The organism is Labrys sp. ALF-8, from assembly GCF_059699065.1.
Map to the genome: position 1 here is coordinate 1,268,286 of NZ_AP048537.1, position 16,715 is coordinate 1,285,000.

10 protein-coding genes, 1 tRNA gene and 2 rRNA genes are annotated in these 16,715 nt (G+C 61.2%); 4 read left to right on the forward strand and 9 right to left on the reverse strand.

The genetic code is table 11. The annotated features are described in order from the left end of the window. Positions 1 to 2: 2 nt before the first annotated feature. The 6 genes from AC6H34_RS05785 to AC6H34_RS05810 all read right to left on the reverse strand — a co-directional run bounded on the left by AC6H34_RS05785 (position 3) and on the right by AC6H34_RS05810 (position 8,300). Positions 3 to 1,262: an MFS transporter gene (locus AC6H34_RS05785; protein WP_497538179.1), complete on the reverse strand. Its 1,260-nt coding sequence runs from the start codon at positions 1,260 to 1,262 to the stop codon at positions 3 to 5. Beyond that, positions 1,259 to 3,349, reverse strand: a complete 2,091-nt coding sequence (locus AC6H34_RS05790) for a dipeptide ABC transporter ATP-binding protein (RefSeq protein WP_497538180.1) — start codon at positions 3,347 to 3,349, stop codon at positions 1,259 to 1,261. Before AC6H34_RS05790 ends, AC6H34_RS05785 begins: the two co-directional genes overlap by 4 nt. Next, on the reverse strand, positions 3,346 to 4,221 hold the full coding sequence (locus tag AC6H34_RS05795) for an ABC transporter permease (RefSeq protein ID WP_497538181.1): 876 nt from the start codon (positions 4,219 to 4,221) through the stop codon (positions 3,346 to 3,348). Before AC6H34_RS05795 ends, AC6H34_RS05790 begins: the two co-directional genes overlap by 4 nt. Positions 4,222 to 4,224: 3 nt before the next feature. Continuing rightward, positions 4,225 to 5,238, reverse strand: a complete 1,014-nt coding sequence (locus AC6H34_RS05800; RefSeq protein WP_497538182.1) for an ABC transporter permease — start codon at positions 5,236 to 5,238, stop codon at positions 4,225 to 4,227. Positions 5,239 to 5,357: 119 nt separating this feature from the next. Next, positions 5,358 to 7,031, reverse strand: a complete 1,674-nt coding sequence (locus AC6H34_RS05805; RefSeq protein WP_497538183.1) for an ABC transporter substrate-binding protein — start codon at positions 7,029 to 7,031, stop codon at positions 5,358 to 5,360. Between the two features lie 261 nt (positions 7,032 to 7,292). Then, on the reverse strand, positions 7,293 to 8,300 hold the full coding sequence (locus tag AC6H34_RS05810) for a GlxA family transcriptional regulator (protein ID WP_497538184.1): 1,008 nt from the start codon (positions 8,298 to 8,300) through the stop codon (positions 7,293 to 7,295). Between the two features lie 352 nt (positions 8,301 to 8,652). Here AC6H34_RS05810 and AC6H34_RS05815 point away from each other — a divergent pair, with 352 nt between their 5' ends. The 4 genes from AC6H34_RS05815 to AC6H34_RS05830 all read left to right on the forward strand — a co-directional run bounded on the left by AC6H34_RS05815 (position 8,653) and on the right by AC6H34_RS05830 (position 13,058). Further along, positions 8,653 to 10,611, forward strand: coding sequence for a BTAD domain-containing putative transcriptional regulator (locus AC6H34_RS05815; RefSeq protein WP_497538185.1), 1,959 nt, complete (start codon positions 8,653 to 8,655; stop codon positions 10,609 to 10,611). A gap of 62 nt (positions 10,612 to 10,673) precedes the next feature. Beyond that, positions 10,674 to 11,126, forward strand: coding sequence for a hypothetical protein (locus tag AC6H34_RS05820; protein WP_448150908.1), 453 nt, complete (start codon positions 10,674 to 10,676; stop codon positions 11,124 to 11,126). 53 nt (positions 11,127 to 11,179) lie between these two features. Beyond that, positions 11,180 to 11,806 carry an FMN-binding negative transcriptional regulator gene (locus tag AC6H34_RS05825; protein WP_497538186.1) on the forward strand — a complete coding sequence of 209 codons (627 nt, stop codon included), beginning with the start codon at positions 11,180 to 11,182 and terminating at the stop codon, positions 11,804 to 11,806. Between the two features lie 85 nt (positions 11,807 to 11,891). After that, complete coding sequence (locus AC6H34_RS05830) at positions 11,892 to 13,058, forward strand: YcaO-like family protein (protein WP_497538187.1); 1,167 nt, start codon at positions 11,892 to 11,894, stop codon at positions 13,056 to 13,058. Between the two features lie 86 nt (positions 13,059 to 13,144). Here the strand turns inward: AC6H34_RS05830 and AC6H34_RS05835 are convergent. The 3 genes from AC6H34_RS05835 to AC6H34_RS05845 form a co-directional block, all read right to left on the reverse strand. Then, positions 13,145 to 13,221 (reverse strand) — tRNA-Met (locus tag AC6H34_RS05835). A gap of 155 nt (positions 13,222 to 13,376) precedes the next feature. Continuing rightward, positions 13,377 to 13,491 (reverse strand): 5S ribosomal RNA (gene rrf, locus AC6H34_RS05840). Positions 13,492 to 13,710: 219 nt separating this feature from the next. Further along, positions 13,711 to 16,516: ribosomal RNA gene (locus AC6H34_RS05845) — 23S ribosomal RNA — on the reverse strand. Positions 16,517 to 16,715: the final 199 nt, after the last annotated feature.

A 16,715-nucleotide genomic window follows, 5' to 3' on the forward strand; every position in this document is an offset into this window, starting at 1 on the left:
CATTAATCCCCAACGTCGAGAGCCGGCGCGCGCTCGACGCGAGCGGCGGGGGCCGGCGAACGCAGCAGATTGAAACAAGCGGCGACCATCACGCAGAAAGCAGCACCGCCCAGGAAGATAAAAAGGGTCTCCGGCCCAAAACGCCCCATCAGGTCGGTCGATATCAGGGGGGCCACGACGCCGCCGAGGGAATAGAGCAGGAGCAGGCGGCCGGAGACCAGGACCATGAACCGGCTCTCGAGCCGGGCATTCCCATACGCTATGGCAAGCGGATAGATGGTCAGAGTCACCGCGCCATAGGCAAAGAAGAGCACGAAGAGCGGCAGGGGGGAGTCCTTGCCGGCCAATGCTATCAGCCCGCACAGGAGCGCCGCCAGGCCACCGGCGAGCACCAGCAGCAGGCGGCGGTCGCAATGGTCCGACAGCCAGCCCATCGGCGGCTGGGCGAGGAGCCCGCCAATGCTGAAGGCCGTCGTCAGGCCGATCGTGGTGGTGGTCGGCAAGCCGATCTGCTCGCCATAGAGCGGCGTCATGGCGAAGACATTCAGGTTGGTCATGCCGGCCTGGAACGCCGCGATCACGGTGACCGGCGCGAGACAGGCAAGACGCCACAATCCGAAGCCTTCTCCCACCGGTAGCACGTGAGATGCGATGGTCGCTTCGGCAGGCGGCAGGAGCGGCCAGCCGCGCATCAGCTTCGACAGCAGGACGCCGGCAATGCCCACACAGCCGGCAAGAACGAACAGGATGATACCCTGCGGGTCGGCAAGCCTCACCATCAACTGCCCCAGCAGCACGCTGAGCGAGGTCATCAGCATGTAGAGCGAGAACAACGTGCCCCGGTTGCGCATGCCCGCATAAAGGTTGATCCAGCTCTCCGCCACGACGAACAGGATGGCCATCGACAAGCCATTGAGGAGACGCATCCCGAACCAGAGCACCGGCAATTCGCCCAGGGCGAAGCCGAAACCGGCAAGCGCCGTCAGCAAGGCGAGGGCACGAAACGTCCTCTCGTGGCCGAGGCGCGACACGATGCCATGCGCCGCCAGGCATCCGAGCAGGAAGCCGGCGGGAAACCCCGACAAGGTGGTCCGCACCGCGGCATCGCCGAAGCGGCCGCTTCCCAGTTGCAGCGATACGACCGTGGTGAGCAGCCCGTTACCGGCCCCGGCGATGCAGATGGCGGCCATCAGGGGCATGATCTCGCGCGAAAGGGCGAGCGTCTGGCGCAATCCCGGAGGCGTGGGAGACACGATATTCATGACGGCTGGGCATCCTGTTCCGGCTTTGCGAAGACCGGTGGCAGCCCCGCCAGGACATCGGGCTCGATATGGCAGGCGACCTCGTGCGTCGCCGAAAGGGTCCGCACCGGCGGAGCGACCGTGTCGCAGACCGTACCCATCTTTCGGTGGCAGCGGGAGGCGAAGCGGCAGCCGGGTGGCACGTTGATCGGGCTCGGCGTCTCGCCCGCCAGCCGGATGCGCTCCCTTGCGACCGCGTCGGGATCCGGGCTGTGGACGGCGGAAAGCAGCGCTTCGGTGTAGGGATGGTAGGGCGGGCTGAAGATCTCCTCCACCCGCCCGCGCTCCATCACCTTGCCGAGATACATGACCACGACGCTGTCCGCGACATGCCGGACGAGTGCGAGGTCGTGGCTGATGAAGACGAGCGTGGCGTGCTTCTCGCGCTGGATGTCCAGCAGCAGCGTCACCACCGCGGCCTGCACCGAGACATCCAGCGCCGAAACGGGCTCGTCGGCCACGATGAGGCTGGGGTCGGACGCGAAAGCGCGGGCGATCGCGATACGCTGCTTCTGTCCGCCGGATAGCTGGCTTGGCCGTCGCTCGGCCACGGCGGGCGGCAAGCGGACCATCTCCAGCAATTCGCGCACGCGCTGGTCGATCGCCGCCCTGCCCTTCCGGATACCGAATTTGCTGATGGTCCGGCGGATCGAGAAGGCGGCGGGATGCGACGGGTTGAGCGTGCTGTCCGGATTCTGGAACACCATCTGGATGGACTGCAGCAGCGACTTCGGACGATGCCGGGCATCGAGCTGGGCAATGTCGTCGCCGGCGAAGTGGATCTGGCCGGATGTCGCCTTCTCGAGGCCCACGACGATGCGGGCGAGGCTCGACTTCCCGCAGCCCGACTCGCCGACCAGAGCAAGGATCTCGCCCCTGCCCGCCTTCAGCGAGATCGCCTCGTTGGCCACGACGGTTCGTGAGGCGCCCCGGCCGAGGGCATAGAGCTTGGTGACGTCGTCCACATCGAGCGCGCTTTGCGGTGCGGCGATCGTGGAACCGTCGTCATGACCGGCTGGCCGAGGCGGCTCGATCTCGTTCCAGCGCACGCAGCGCACGGTGTGTCCCTGCACGCCGGCCTCCTGCAGGGGGACCGCCTCTGCGCCGCAGCGCGACGCCAGGAAATGATCGCAGCGCGGACCGAAGAAGCAGCCTTGCGGGCGCTCCTGCGGCATGGGAATCTGCCCCTGGATCGGCATGAGGGCGCGCGAACGCTTGTCGGTAAGGATATCGGGAATGCAGCCCAGCAACCCCTGCGCATAGGGGTGGCGCGGATGCCGGAAGAGCTCGGCGGTCGGCGCCTCCTCGACGATCTCGCCCGAATACATGATGCCGACGCGGTCGCACGTCGCGGCGATCAGGCCAAGATTGTGGGAAATATAGAGGAGACTGGTGCCGTAGCGATGGCGCAGGTCGCTGATGAGGTCGAGAACCGCAGCTTCGACGGTCACGTCGAGGCCGGTCGTGGGCTCGTCCAGCAGCAGCAGTGCCGGCCGCGCAAGCAGGGCCATGGCGATGACGATGCGCTGCTGCTGGCCGCCCGACAGCTGATGAGGATAACGCCTGAGGATGTCGCGCGGATCCGGCAGGCGGACGTCCTCGATCATCGCGGCCGCCATGTCCATGGCCTCGCCCCTGCCTGCGCCGAGGTGGCGCATCGGCACTTCTGCGAGCTGGGCGCCGATGGTCTTCACTGGATTGAGAGCGCTCATCGGTTCCTGGTAGACCATGGCGATCCGCCGCCCGCGGATCGAGCGCAGCACCTCGGGCCCGGCGCCGACGAGTTCGCGCCCTTCGAAGCGGATGCTACCCGCCGTCACGCGGCCATTGGCGCCGAGGTAACCCATCACCGCCATGGCCGTGGTCGTCTTGCCGCAGCCGGATTCGCCCACCAGGCCATAGGCCCCCCCCGGGGCGATATGAAGGGAAACGTCGGGCACCGCGAGCACCGTCTCGTCGCGCCCCCTGAACTCGATGCGCAGGTTGCGGACTTCCAGCAGGGGGCCGCCTGACGCAGTGGCCGGTTGAAGCTGTTCCTGGACTGTCATGGCTTGAAGGCCTCCCGCATGCCGTCGGCCAGGAGATTGAAGCCGAGCACGAGGCTGACGATGGCGATCGACGGCGCGACCGACATCAGCGGCCACACACTGATGACGGTTGTGGTCTCGCGCACCATGCCGCCCCAGTCGGGATTTGGCGGCGGCAGGCCGAGCCCGAGGAAGCCGAGAATACCGATGGTGATGATGGTGTAGCCGAGGCGCAGGCAGGCATCGACGATGAGAGGTCCCCGGCAATTGGGCAGCAGTTCCACCACCATGATGTAGAGCGTGCTCTCCGCCCGGAGGCGGGCCGCGGCCACGTATTCGCGCTCCTTGAGGTCCAGCACGAGGCCTCGCACGATGCGTCCGATGCCCGGTGCCGAAGCGATGGTGGTGGCGATGATGATGTTGAGGACAGACGGGCCGATATTGGCGATCAGGATCACGTAGAGCACCAGTACCGGAAAGGCGAGGATCACATCCGACAGGCGGCTGACCAGCGTATCGACGATGCCGCCGAAATAGCCCGAGAGCATGCCGATGACGATGCCCACCGTCATGGCGACGGCGACGGAGAGCGGCGCCACCACCAGCACCGTCCGCGCTCCGAAGATCAGGCGGGAGAGGATGTCGCGCCCGAGGATGTCGGTGCCGAGCCAATGGGCTGCGGAAGGCGTGGGATCGGCGATAGCCATGACGTCCTGGTCGGTCGGCGACGGAAGGGGCAGGACGGGTGCGAGGACGGCCAGCAGGATCCAGAGCAGGATCAGCACGAGGCCGACGACGGCCGTGCGGGAGCGAAGGATCCTGAGCCAGTTGCTCGTCCTGCGAACTGGCCTGCCCTGGCTTCCGGCAAGTGTTTCGATGCGATCGGAAGCCATGGCTCACTTCACCCTGATGCGCGGATTGAGGGCCATGTAGCCGAGGTCCCCCAGGAACTGGGTGACGATGGCGACGGCGACGGTTACGAGCGTGGCCGCCTCCACCGTGGAGATGTCTCCGAACAGGCTCGCCTCGAGCAGCATGCGGCCGAAACCGGGATAGGCGAAGACGAGTTCCGTGACGACCACGCCGCTGATCAGGAAGTTGAGCTGCAGCAGCAGGACGGTGAAGGGCGCGATCATCGCGTTGCGCAGGGCATGGCCGAGGATGACCTGGCGCGGGCTGAGCCCCTTGAGGATGGCAGTGCGGATATAGGGCTTCTCCATCACCTCGATCATCGAGACGCGGATCATGCGGGCCACATAGCCGAAATCGTAGATGACGAGCACGGCGACCGGCAGGACGAGCTGCGAGGCGACCGACCACCCGCCGCTGGTGTCCATTGGGCTCGTGCCCGGGAGGAGCGGCCAGAGGATGACGAACAGGGTGACGAGGAACACACCGGAGGCAAATTCGGGTATCGAGGTAAAGGTGATGGAGATCACGGACAAGGTGCGATCCAGCGCTCCTCCCTCCTTCAGGCCGGAGAGCACGCCGAACACGATCGACAACGGCACGATGAAGGCGAAGGCCAGTCCCGCCAGGATGGCGGTGTTGCCGAGCCGATCCCAGATCACGTCGTTGACCGGCAATTTATAGAGCGTCGAATATCCGAAATTGCCGAAATAGCGCGCTCCGCGCGGATCGGTGAAGTTGAGACCGCTGGCGGGATCCTGGAGTGGATCCGGAATGGCGCCGACGAGGACGCCCAGCCAGCGCGTATAACGGACCGGCAGGGGATCGTTCGCCTTCAGGCGCTCCGTCAGGATGTCCACCTGCTGCTGGGTCGCGAACGGCCCGAGCGATTTCCTGGCGACGCTCCCCGGCGTGAATTCGGAGACGGCGAAGACCACGAAGGATGCCACCAGCATGGTGAGTATCATCATGATCAGGCGTCGGACGAGAAAGGAAACCATAGAACAAGCCGATATCCGGTTCGGGCGATGCCGCCGGCCAAGATTGACGGAAAGGAATTTCGGGGCCTGCCTCCGACTGGGATCCGGAAGCAGGCCCGCGCGTCGGCGGGCCTCCGGGGTCAGGCCGATGCCACCGCGCATTCGTTGGCGAAGATATACTGCGAGGGATGCAGCTTGAAGCCTACCACCTTCTTGTCCATCACCGTCGAGAAAACGCGCCAGAACGGCTGAACGATGGGCCCGTCATCCTGCATGATGGCCTCGATCTTGGCCATTACCACGCTGCGCTGCTTGGGATCGAGGATGCCCTCGGCCTGTGTCAGCAGCTTGTCGAACTCCGGATTGGAATAGCGGGACTCGTTCCACGCCGCGTTGGAGCGATAGGCGAGCGACAGCGTCATGACGCCGAGAGGGCGGTGGCCCCAGGCGGTGAGGCTGAACGGCACCGTGGTCCACACGTCCCAATACTGGGCGCTGGGCAAGGCCTTGATGTTGATCTTGACGCCGATGTCCTTGAATTGCTCGGCAAGGACCTGGACGGTGTTGAGTTCCCAGATCGGATCGGGGCGTGTCACCATGTCCACCTCGAAGCCGTCCGGATAGCCGGCGTCCGCGAGCAGCTTCTTGGCCTTCTCGACGTCCTTGCCGTATTTCGGCAGCGCCGCATATTCGGGGTGCGTCGGGGCGACGTGGTGATCCTCGGCAGGGGTACCGGCCCCGAGCAGCACCGTCTGGATGACCTTGTCGTGATCGACGGCAAGGCGCATCGCCTGGCGCACGCGCTTGTCGTCGAACGGCTTCTGGTCGGGATGCATGCGGGCGACGGCCGTCTGCGTCGTATCGACCTTGTGCACCGCCACGTGCGGGAAGTTCTTCATGGCGTTGATCTGCACCGCGTCCGCCTCCGACAGGCCATCGACCTGGCGCGAGGCGATGGCGGCGATCTGCGCACCGGGATTGTCGCCGAGATCGACGAACTCGAAGGTGTCGAGGAACGGGCCGTCCCCCCAGTAGTCCTTGCGGGCCTTGTACTTGGCGCCCTTGCCCACGGTGAACTCCACGAGTTCGAAGGGGCCGGTGCCATTGGAACCGGGACCGAACACGCCGTTCTCGGCGGGATCGATGATGAACATGGGATAATGGAAAAGATGCTCGGGCACCGCGATCTGGGGCGCGAAGGCGTTCAGGCGCACCGTATGGTCGTCAACCTTCTCGATGGCCTTGTCCGACCACAGGCGGCTGGACTTCTTGGGCTTGCCATCCTTGTCCTTCTCGCCGGTTTCGTATTCTTCCACGAGATAGCCGGTAAACAGGCCGAGAACGGACGAGCCGACGGCCGGATCGCTGACTCGCTTCAGATTCCAGATCACGTCGTCCGCGGTCAGGGGGCGGCCGCTATGCCATTTGACGTCCTTGCGGATATGGAGCGTCCAGGTCTTGAGATCGTCGCTCGCCTCCCACTTCTCGAGCAGATAGGGGCGGGTGATGTTGTCGCGTCCCGTAAAGGTGAGATATTCGCAAACCTGCCGGATGACGTTGGATCGCTCTGCAAAATCAGCCAGATGCGGGCTCTTGATCTCCATGCAGCGCATGCCGATGCGCAGGTTGCCGCCCTTGGGCATCTCCTGCGCCTGGGCGGTCGAGATAGGATCGATCTCGCCGAGCGCCTCGTAGGCGAGCGTCACGGAAAGGCCCAGCAGTGTCGCCACGCGCAGGAACTGCCTGCGGCCGACCTGTCCAGCCTTGAGTTCATCGACCAATGTCGGAATATGTGGATGCAGGTTCTTCGTCACGGGATGACCCCCATCTTGGATGGAATATTCTGGATTTATGTTTCAAGTGCCTGCGCTCCTTCTTCCGGGTGCGCATTTTCTTGAGTTTTTTCTAATTCTATTCTTCGCCGGTACAGGACAATCCGCCTGAAAATGTCGAAGCAGGATCGTCACATGAATTAGAACTAGGTCGCTTCCAGGGATGAGGAAACGTACTAATACGACATTTGGCCTACAATACGCGACATGATCGCGACAAATTTGCTCAAACAGCTGGCGTGCTCAATTTCGCGGCAGTATGCCCTCGATGCGCATGGCCCGGGGAGTCATGCCGAAATGCGTCCGGTAGGTTCGGGAAAAATGCGTCGTCGACATGTATCCGCAGATCTGCGCGACGGTCGCGATCGACAGGTCCGTCTGCAGGATGAGATCCCGGGCCCGCGCCATGCGCAGTCCCGTGTAGAAGGCGGACGGCGTCTTGCCCAGGTGCAGGAGAAAGAGGCGCTCCATCTGGCGCGTGGACAGATGCACGCGGCGTGCCAGCACCTGCAGGTCTACCGGATTCTCGATGCTGTCTTCCATCGCGGTGATCACCTCCGCCAGCTTGGCATGGCGGATGGAAAAGCGCGATTGTGGCTTCATGCGCTGGAAATCGTGCTGCTGCCGGATCTCCGGATGGTTGAACTGGTCGGATATCGCGGCAGCCAGCGGCCGTCCGCGACAGGCCGCGACGATATAGAGCATCATGTCCAGCGTAACCGTGCCGCCAGAGGACGTGATGAACAGGCCGTCGACGGCGAAGATTTCGTTGGTGACGATGCAGTCGGGAAACTCCTCCTGGAACAGCGGCAGCAGTTCCCAATGAACGGCACACCGCCTCCCATCCAGCAGGCCTGCCTGCGCCAGCAGGAATGGCGCGGTGCTGATGGCACCGAGCACGCATCCCTGCCGATGGAGCCGGCGCAACCAGGCGAACAGCCTGGCACTGTAGTGACTGACATGATCCAGGCCTGCGCAAAGGATGACCATGTCGCAATGGGGCATCGTCTCGATCGAGCAGTCCACCGGCATGATGACCCCGGCGCTTGCCATGACGCCGTCGCCGTCCATCGAGATCAGCGTCCACCTGAAGATCTGCCGGCCGGCGAGCCGATTGGCCTGGCGCAGCGGATCGAGCGCGGCGCCGAAGGTCATGAAGGGAAAATTCCGCAGGAGAAGAATGCCTATGCTGATCGGCTCCACGGCCGCGGCGAGGACCTCGAGGGCGTTTGCGGGCTTTCTCTGTGTCATGAAGCGAGCGAGGTCTCGACAGGGTCTCGCATCATCAATAGCCCGGCGGATCTGGAAAGACGATATCGGGGCGGCGATGATCGACCCCTTCTCTCCCCGCGGGCCACCTCAAGCCACCGGATCGTACGCGTCACTTTCCGTGATTCCAGCGTGACTCGCGCTCGAGACGCGCCTCACACCTGTTGACTTGGATGCGCTTGGCAAACCATCACTAAATAAAGCACAACTATCGAGGCCAGTCCGAACGCTCTCATACGAACAAGCGAACTTTGTATGGAAATCGTATTGAGCCTGGCGAGACACGACAGCATGGTTGGGCCGCTGGGCCAGCCTCTCGAGGCAAAGAAGGCCGATGGACGCCGAGCCTGACATAGTTCTTCATTTGGTGGGTGTGCCGCACGTGGCCAAGCCGATGGAGGGCGTGTTTCCCGGCAAGGGATATATCCTCATCGCCATGTTACTGCTTGCCGACAGCAAGCATATGAGCCGGCAGACGATTGCGACGCTGCTTTGGGAAGATGCGCCAGAAGAAAAGGCGCTGACCAACCTTCGACAACTGCTGACCCGGATCAATCGCTTCTGGCCTCTCGAAGAGTCCTTGATCGAGGTGCGGGGTCCCAATCTGGCGGCCGGCCCGGCCGCCGCCCGCAGTGATCTCGCCAACATCATGCTCGGCCGCAGGTCTCAGATGCTGGCGGAGCGCATGGCCGCCATCCGCCTGGCGGGCGGAGATCTTCTGGACACCCTCGATCCCGGCGGGTCGGAGCTTTCGCAATGGCTCCGCACCGAGCGCGAACGATTTCGCAGGCAGGTTCTCGCCCTGTCCAGCGATGCGCTCATGGAGATGACGCAGTTCGCCCACGCCCAGAAAGCCCATATCGACGAGATCGGCGAACGCATGCTTATGCTGGAACCGGACCGCGAGGAGACCTTCCAGGTCTTGATGGAGGCGCATGGTCGCGTCGGCGATGTCAAGGAGGCGAGCCGCATCTTCGAAGCGCTCAAGCGGATGCTGCGACATGAGCGGGATTCGGAGCCAAGGACGGAAACGGCGGCCGCCATGCGGCGTATCCTCGCGAACACCCCTCGGCCCCGGCTCCAGGTCGTGGCCCAGTCCGAGACGCCAAGCGATAGCAGAAAAACAGCGCACATCACGGATTTGCGCAACCTGCCGCGGGTGTCGCTGTTCCCGCCGCTTCCGCGGCCGGGCGAGGCGCTGCATCCTCTCCACCGCATGCTCATCGAGGACGTCGCCAACGATCTCTCCCGCCACAGCACTTTTGTGGTGACCGCCCCTCACAGCAGTTTCGATGTAGCCGCCTCGGACGATCGTGGAAAACTGGCGGCGCTGCGATCCGGCTATCTGATCTCCGGCTATCTCGTGCCGGGCGGCGAGCAGATGGCCTTGCGCCTGACCCGTCATCCCAGCAATGAGATCATTTGGGCCGCGGAATACAGAGTGGCGCCGGAGGAATTGTCCGTCGCCTTCCGTATGATCTCACGCCGCATCGCGATCACGCTCGTGAGCGAGATCGAGCGGGATCAACTCGATCGCATGCGAACGAATCCGGCCCCGATGGCCTATCGGCACTACCTCGAGGGCCAGGTCTTCTTCAAGAACTGCGACCTGCCGAAACTGCGGCGCGCACGAGTGGAGTTCCAGAAGGCAGCCTCCCTCGACAAGTATTTTGCCGCAGCCAGAGGAGCCATTGCCAATGCTCTCCATCTGGAATGGCTCATGCTCGGTGCGAACGACCCTGCCCTCCTGATGCAAGCCCGATATGAGGCCGAGGCTGCAATCGAGATGGATGCCGGCAGCAGCATTGGCTATTGGATGTCTGCGGTCGTCGCTCTGCATCAGCGCGACTATGACAAGGCGGCGGAGCAGTTTCTGGAAGCCGAGACGCTCAATCCGCATTCAGCGGACCTGTTGGAATCCCATGGCGATTGCCTGGCCCATATGGGTCAGCCGGACGCTGGCTGGGAAAGGTTCCAGCGCGCGCTCGAACTCAATCCCTTTCCACCCGATCGCTATTGGTGGGGCGGCGCGACGATCGCCTATTTTCGGCATGACTTCGCCACGGCAATCGACTTGTGCAATAAAATGCAAAGCGACCAGCCGGTCTTGAGGCTACTTGCCATTTGCCATGGCAATCTTGGCAACAAGGATAAAGCCAGGACCTACGGTGCGCGCCTGAAGGAAACCTACCCTGGCATTACCATATCGGATGTCGTTAAACTCATACCGGACAGGAGAGGGATCATGAAGGAAGTGATTTCCCGGGGCCTGAAGGTCGCCGGCATATCATAGAAGAACAAGTTCGGTTCAAGGAGAGGGAACTCGGAAGCTTCCGTGGAAGGAGAGAGGATCTGATGGCTGGACCGCGGCGAGATCGGGATCACATATACGTTATCGGCGACAAGGGCGTTGGGATATTTCTTATCAAGATCAATCCCATTCGTATTGTGCGCATCCCTGACAAGGAAGTCCGTCGCTATGGAAAGGAGAACAATTGCGACGGCTATGCGGCTGTTGCCGCATTGTGCTGGCGGGTGATCGGGGATCACCGCGCTGCCCATGGCGAGGGAGCCAAACTCGAACCTGAGAACATCAGTGGCATTGCCTCGCTCGCCCAGGCCGGTGTGGGGCTGAGCAATCTGGAATTCTCCTTCGGGACGAGCATGTCGACCACCGCCATCGAGGCCACCCGGGCGAGGAACCGTTCCCTGAAGATGGCGCTGTGCTATCTGACCCAGAGAACCGGCAACAATCTTCAGGACGCCGTTCTGTTGGATGACGGCAACGCTGACGATTTTGCCTGCTAGGCCGGAGCGAAACTAGGTTTTGCCTTCTTTTTTGGAAGTATGAGGTGGTCGGTATGTTCAATCCTCGATATTTCCGGGAAGAGCGCGTGGAGGTGCTCCACGCGCTGATGCGTGATCATCCGCTTGCGACGGTCGTCACCAATGCGCATGGGCGCCTCGAAGCCAATCACATTCCCCTGTTCCTGATCGCCGGCAAAGGCCGCAAGGGCGTGCTGCAGGGACATATCAACCGCAACAACAACATGGCCGTCGACCATGATCGCGCCTATGAAATCCTGGCGGTATTCCAAGGCCCCATGCATTACATCACTCCCAGCTGGTATGTCGCCAGGACGGAAGGCGGCAAGGCAGTCCCCACCTGGAACTATGCCACAGTTCATGTCCATGGCCGCCTGAAGACCACTGAAAGCTCCAGATGGCTGCGCAACCATGTCTCGGCACTGACCGATCTCGTCGAAGGCGACCGCCCTACCCCTTGGCGGGTCGAAGGAGCACCGGAATCCTTCATAAAAGGACAGATGAAGGGCATCATCGGACTGGAAATCGCCATCACCAGCATCGAAGGCAAATGGAAGCTCAGCCAGAACCGGCCGGATGCCTATCGGCGAAGCGTTATCGAAGGCCTGACGGCAGAAAACGAGACCGAGATGGCCCATTTGATGGCGAGGGTCATCGAATAGTCGGCAGATATCATGATGCTGGATCGGCAGACTCCGTGGTGGAGCCACGACGGCGCGCTGCCTGCCCAATTGCTGGAAAGCGAGCGTGAAGTCAGGTCACCCACCCCTCGCCCCCTTCGGCATCACCCGGATTGGCGATCTCACCGATCTCGATACGATCGGCATCCCCGTCTGGTTCGCCACGCGGCCGAATTCCCGTTCCGTCGTCGTGAGCCAGGGCAAGGGCTTGACACATGAGCAGGCTCGTATCTCCGCCATCATGGAAGCAGCGGAAGGAGCCCTGGCCGAGCAGACCAGACCCCTGGTCGCTGAGTTCGGCACGCCGGAGGAAATGCTGGCCCGCGGCCGGCAGCTGGTGCCGCTGCACGATCTCGTTCGGTTCCGGCAGGACGCCTTTGACGACGCGGCACAGCGCGCCTGGGTACGCGGCATCGCCTATGGCAGCCAGGAGCCGGTCTTTGCGCCCTATGAGTTGGTCGGCCTCGACATGCGCGAGGAGTTTCCCTGGGACCGCGAGGCATTCAGCATCAGCTCCGTTGGACTCGCAGCTGGGCCGGATATCGAGTTTGCCTCTCTCGCTGCCGTGCTGGAACTCGTGGAACACGACGCCACCACGCTGTCCGATGCATTCGGCCATCTCAGCTACACGGCACGGGAACTGCGATGGGAGGCCGGCGTACATCCGGGGTTGGACGAGGCGATGGACAAGGTGCGGAGCGCAGGCCTCGAGCCGCGTTTCTTCAACAAATCCAATCGTATCGGCTTGCCGGTCGTAACCGCGGTGATCACGCGGCCGGTATTGGAGCGGAATGGCAGCGGCGAACGTTTTTCCGGCGGCGAAGCCTGCCGGCTGGATGCCGGCGCCGCGACCCTGGCGGCACTTCTCGAGGCCGTGCAATCGCGCCTCACCTATATTGCCGGTTCGCGGGACGATATGGAATCAGGTCACTACTCGGTGATCGAGGCCATTTTGCGTCCCGCCGATCCCCTTGGGGAGTTTCTTTCGGAATTCGCCGCTCGCTACAGTCCCCCCTCGTCCCAGCGAACCGGGATGCTCACTTCCGGGGCGCAACTCGACATCGTCGCGAGCAAGCTCAGGGATGCCGGATATCCGGACATCTATCTCTTCGATTTGCCAGGCCCCGTCGAGGACGTCCATGTCGTACGCGCGCTGGTCCCAGGTCTCCGTGCCTTCGTTGAAGACGGCGTATCGGATATCACCTTGGAGGATCTGATCGGCGCGGCTCCGTGAGGTCCCCGCGAGCATCTCCCAATTGGCGCCGCGCAAACGCAAAAACCCCCGCCATTTTGGGGGCGGGGGTTTTTTGCAGGGAACGTTGGTTGCGGGGGCAGGATTTGAACCTGCGGCCTTCAGGTTATGAGCCTGACGAGCTACCGGGCTGCTCCACCCCGCGTTGAGGTAATGTGCGCTGTGCTTGACGGGCGTCGGGACGAAGGACGCGCTTGTTACGCCGCGGTGGCGTCGTCGAGTTTTGCGCAAGTGACCGGACATTGTGTCCGAAGGGTTTGGTTGTTTGTTTTCATGGTGATGCGAGATTGTCTTTGGCAGGCCTGGCAACGACCTACTCTCCCAGGTCTTGAGACATAGTACCATCGGCGCTGAGGAGTTTAACGGCCGAGTTCGGGATGGGATCGGGTTGAGGCTCCTCGCTAGTGCCACCAGGCCGGCGAAAGACAATTGAAGCCGTCGCGATTTGCATCTGCAAACCGTCGACAATGCGCAGTGACAACTCCGCGGGGGTTGCCCGCAGGGTCTGTCACGAGAAGCGCATAAGATGGTCCTTGCGATCCCGAAGGGATCGTTACGCGTGACCGCATCGACATGGTTTCATGCCGCGATAAGGTCACTTTGTCTCACATTGTGTGAGTATCGATAAATGAGAGCGATCAAGCCGATCAAGCTATTAGTACCGGTAAGCTGCACGGATCACTCCGCTTCCACACCCGGCCTATCAACGTGGTGGTCTACCACGGCTTTCGAGGGAGAACTCATCTTGAGGTGGGTTTCCCGCTTAGATGCCTTCAGCGGTTATCCCGACCGTACATAGCTACCCTGCACTGCGGCTGGCGCCACAACAGGTCCACCAGAGGTACGTCCATCCCGGTCCTCTCGTACTAAGGACAGATCCTCTCAATTCTCCTACGCCCACGCCAGATAGGGACCAAACTGTCTCACGACGTTTTGAACCCAACTCACGTACCACTTTAATCGGCGAACAGCCGAACCCTTGGGACCTTCTCCAGCCCCAGGATGTGATGAGTCGACATCGAGGTGCCAAACGATTCCGTCGATATGGACTCTTGGGAATCATCAGCCTGTTATCCCCGGCGTACCTTTTATTCGTTGAGCGATGGCCGTTCCACAACGGACCACCGGATCACTATGGCCGACTTTCGTCTCTGCTCGACTTGTCAGTCTCGCAGTCAGGCGGGCTTATGCCATTGCACTCGACGAGCGATTTCCGACCGCTCTGAGCCCACCGTCGCACGCCTCCGTTACTCTTTGGGAGGCGACCGCCCCAGTCAAACTACCCACCATACACTGTCCCGGGCCCGGATGACGGGTCGCGGTTAGACATCCATGATCGTAAGGGTGGTATTTCAAGGGTGGCTCCACCAAGGCTGGCGCCTCGGCTTCAAAGCCTACCACCTATCCTACACATGCAAGCACGAATGCCAGTGTAAAGTTATAGTAAAGGTGCACGGGGTCTTTCCGTCTAAGCGCAGGTACCCCGCATCTTCACGGGGAATTCAATTTCACTGAGTCTATGCTGGAGACAGCGGGGAGATCGTTACGCCATTCGTGCAGGTCGGAACTTACCCGACAAGGAATTTCGCTACCTTAGGACCGTTATAGTTACGGCCGCCGTTTACCGGGGCTTCGATTCAAAGCTTGCACCTCTCCTCTTAACCTTCCGGCACCGGGCAGGCGTCAGACCCTATACGTCGCCTTGCGGCTTAGCAGAGCCCTGTGTTTTTGTTAAACAGTCGCCACCCCCTAGTTTGTGCCCCTCGCCCGTGGTTGCCCACAAACGAGGCCTCCTTATCCCGAAGTTACGGAGGCAAATTGCCGAGTTCCTTCAGCATAGTTCTCTCAAGCGCCTTGGTATACTCTACCAGTCCACCTGTGTCGGTTTCGGGTACGGTCTCATGTGGGAGCTATTTCCTGGAACCTCGTGATGGCATGCTCAATCCAATAAGAACACACCACGGAAGAGATCCGTCACTACCCACTGGTCAAGGAATATTCACCTTGTTCCCATCGACTACGCTTTTCAGCCTCGCCTTAGGGGCCGACTAACCCTGCGCAGATTAACTTTACGCAGGAACCCTTGGACTTTCGGCGACAGTGTCTCTCACACTGTTTGTCGTTACTCATGCCAGCATTCGCACTTCCAATACCTCCAGGCGTCCTCACGGATCACCCTTCACAGGCCTATGGAACGCTCCGCTACCGCGCATTGCTGCGCCCACAGCTTCGGCTCGTGGCTTGAGCCCCGTTACATTTTCGGCGCAAAGACCCTTGTTTAGACCAGTGAGCTGTTACGCTTTCTTTAAAGGATGGCTGCTTCTAAGCCAACCTCCTGGTTGTTATGGGATCCTCACATCCTTTACCACTTAGCCACGAATTAGGGGCCTTAGCTGGTGGTCAGGGTTTTTTCCCTCTCGACGACGGACGTTAGCACCCGCCGTCTGTCTGCCGCATAGTGTTTCCAGGTATTCGGAGTTTGGTTAGGTTTGGTAGGTCGGTAAGACCCCCTAGCCCATCCAGTGCTCTACCCCCTGGAACATTCGTGCGACGCACTACCTAAATAGTTTTCGCGGAGAACCAGCTATTTCCGAGTTTGATTGGCCTTTCACCCCTAGCCACAAGTCATCCGAGGCTTTTTCAACAGACACCGGTTCGGTCCTCCAGTGGGTGTTACCCCACCTTCAACCTGCTCATGGCTAGATCACATCGGTTTCGGGTCTAATAAGACGGACTGAACGCCCTGTTCAGACTCGCTTTCGCTGCGCCTACACCTATCGGCTTAAGCTTGCCCGTCTCACTAAGTCGCTGGCCCATTATACAAAAGGTACGGTGTTACCATTGCAGGCTCCACCTGTTTGTAGGCATCCGGTTTCAGGATCTGTTTCACTCCCCTCGTCGGGGATCTTTTCACCTTTCCCTCACGGTACTGGTTCGCTATCGGTCACTGAGGAGTACTTAGGCTTGGAGGGTGGTCCCCCCACGTTCAGACAGGGTTTCACGTGCCCCGCCCTACTCATGTCTCTCGATATCATCGTCGCATACGGGACTATCACCCACTGATGTGCAGCTTTCCATCTGCTTTTGCTAACTCAATCAAGAGCACTGGCCTGGTCCGCGTTCGCTCGCCACTACTAACGGAGTCTCGGTTGATGTCCTTTCCTCCGGGTACTTAGATGTTTCAGTTCCCCGGGTTCGCTCTTAATCCCCTATGTATTCAGGGATAAAGTACTTCCTTTTGACAATTGTTAGTCCAGAACCGCAGCAAGGTCGCCCTCACCACGTTCCCAAAATAACAATTGTCGGAAGTGGGTTTCCCCATTCGGATATTTCTGGATCAAAGCTTGTTCGCAGCTCCCCAGAACTTTTCGCAGCGTACCACGTCCTTCATCGCCTCTCAGTGCCAAGGCATCCACCGAATGCCCTTAAGACGCTTGATCGCTCTCATTATCGATACTCACCGGACATCGAAGTCCAGGAATGGCTGCCTGCGCGGCGTCCATTCCATGAATATGATTAGAAAGACCATCTTGCTTCACCATCCATCCGGCTCGCATCGCCTCCAAGATTTGAGTGCGATACGCAATGGGCTCCTTCCGATCCGGCCCTCTCGCGAGGTCCAAACCAAAATTCGCCCGG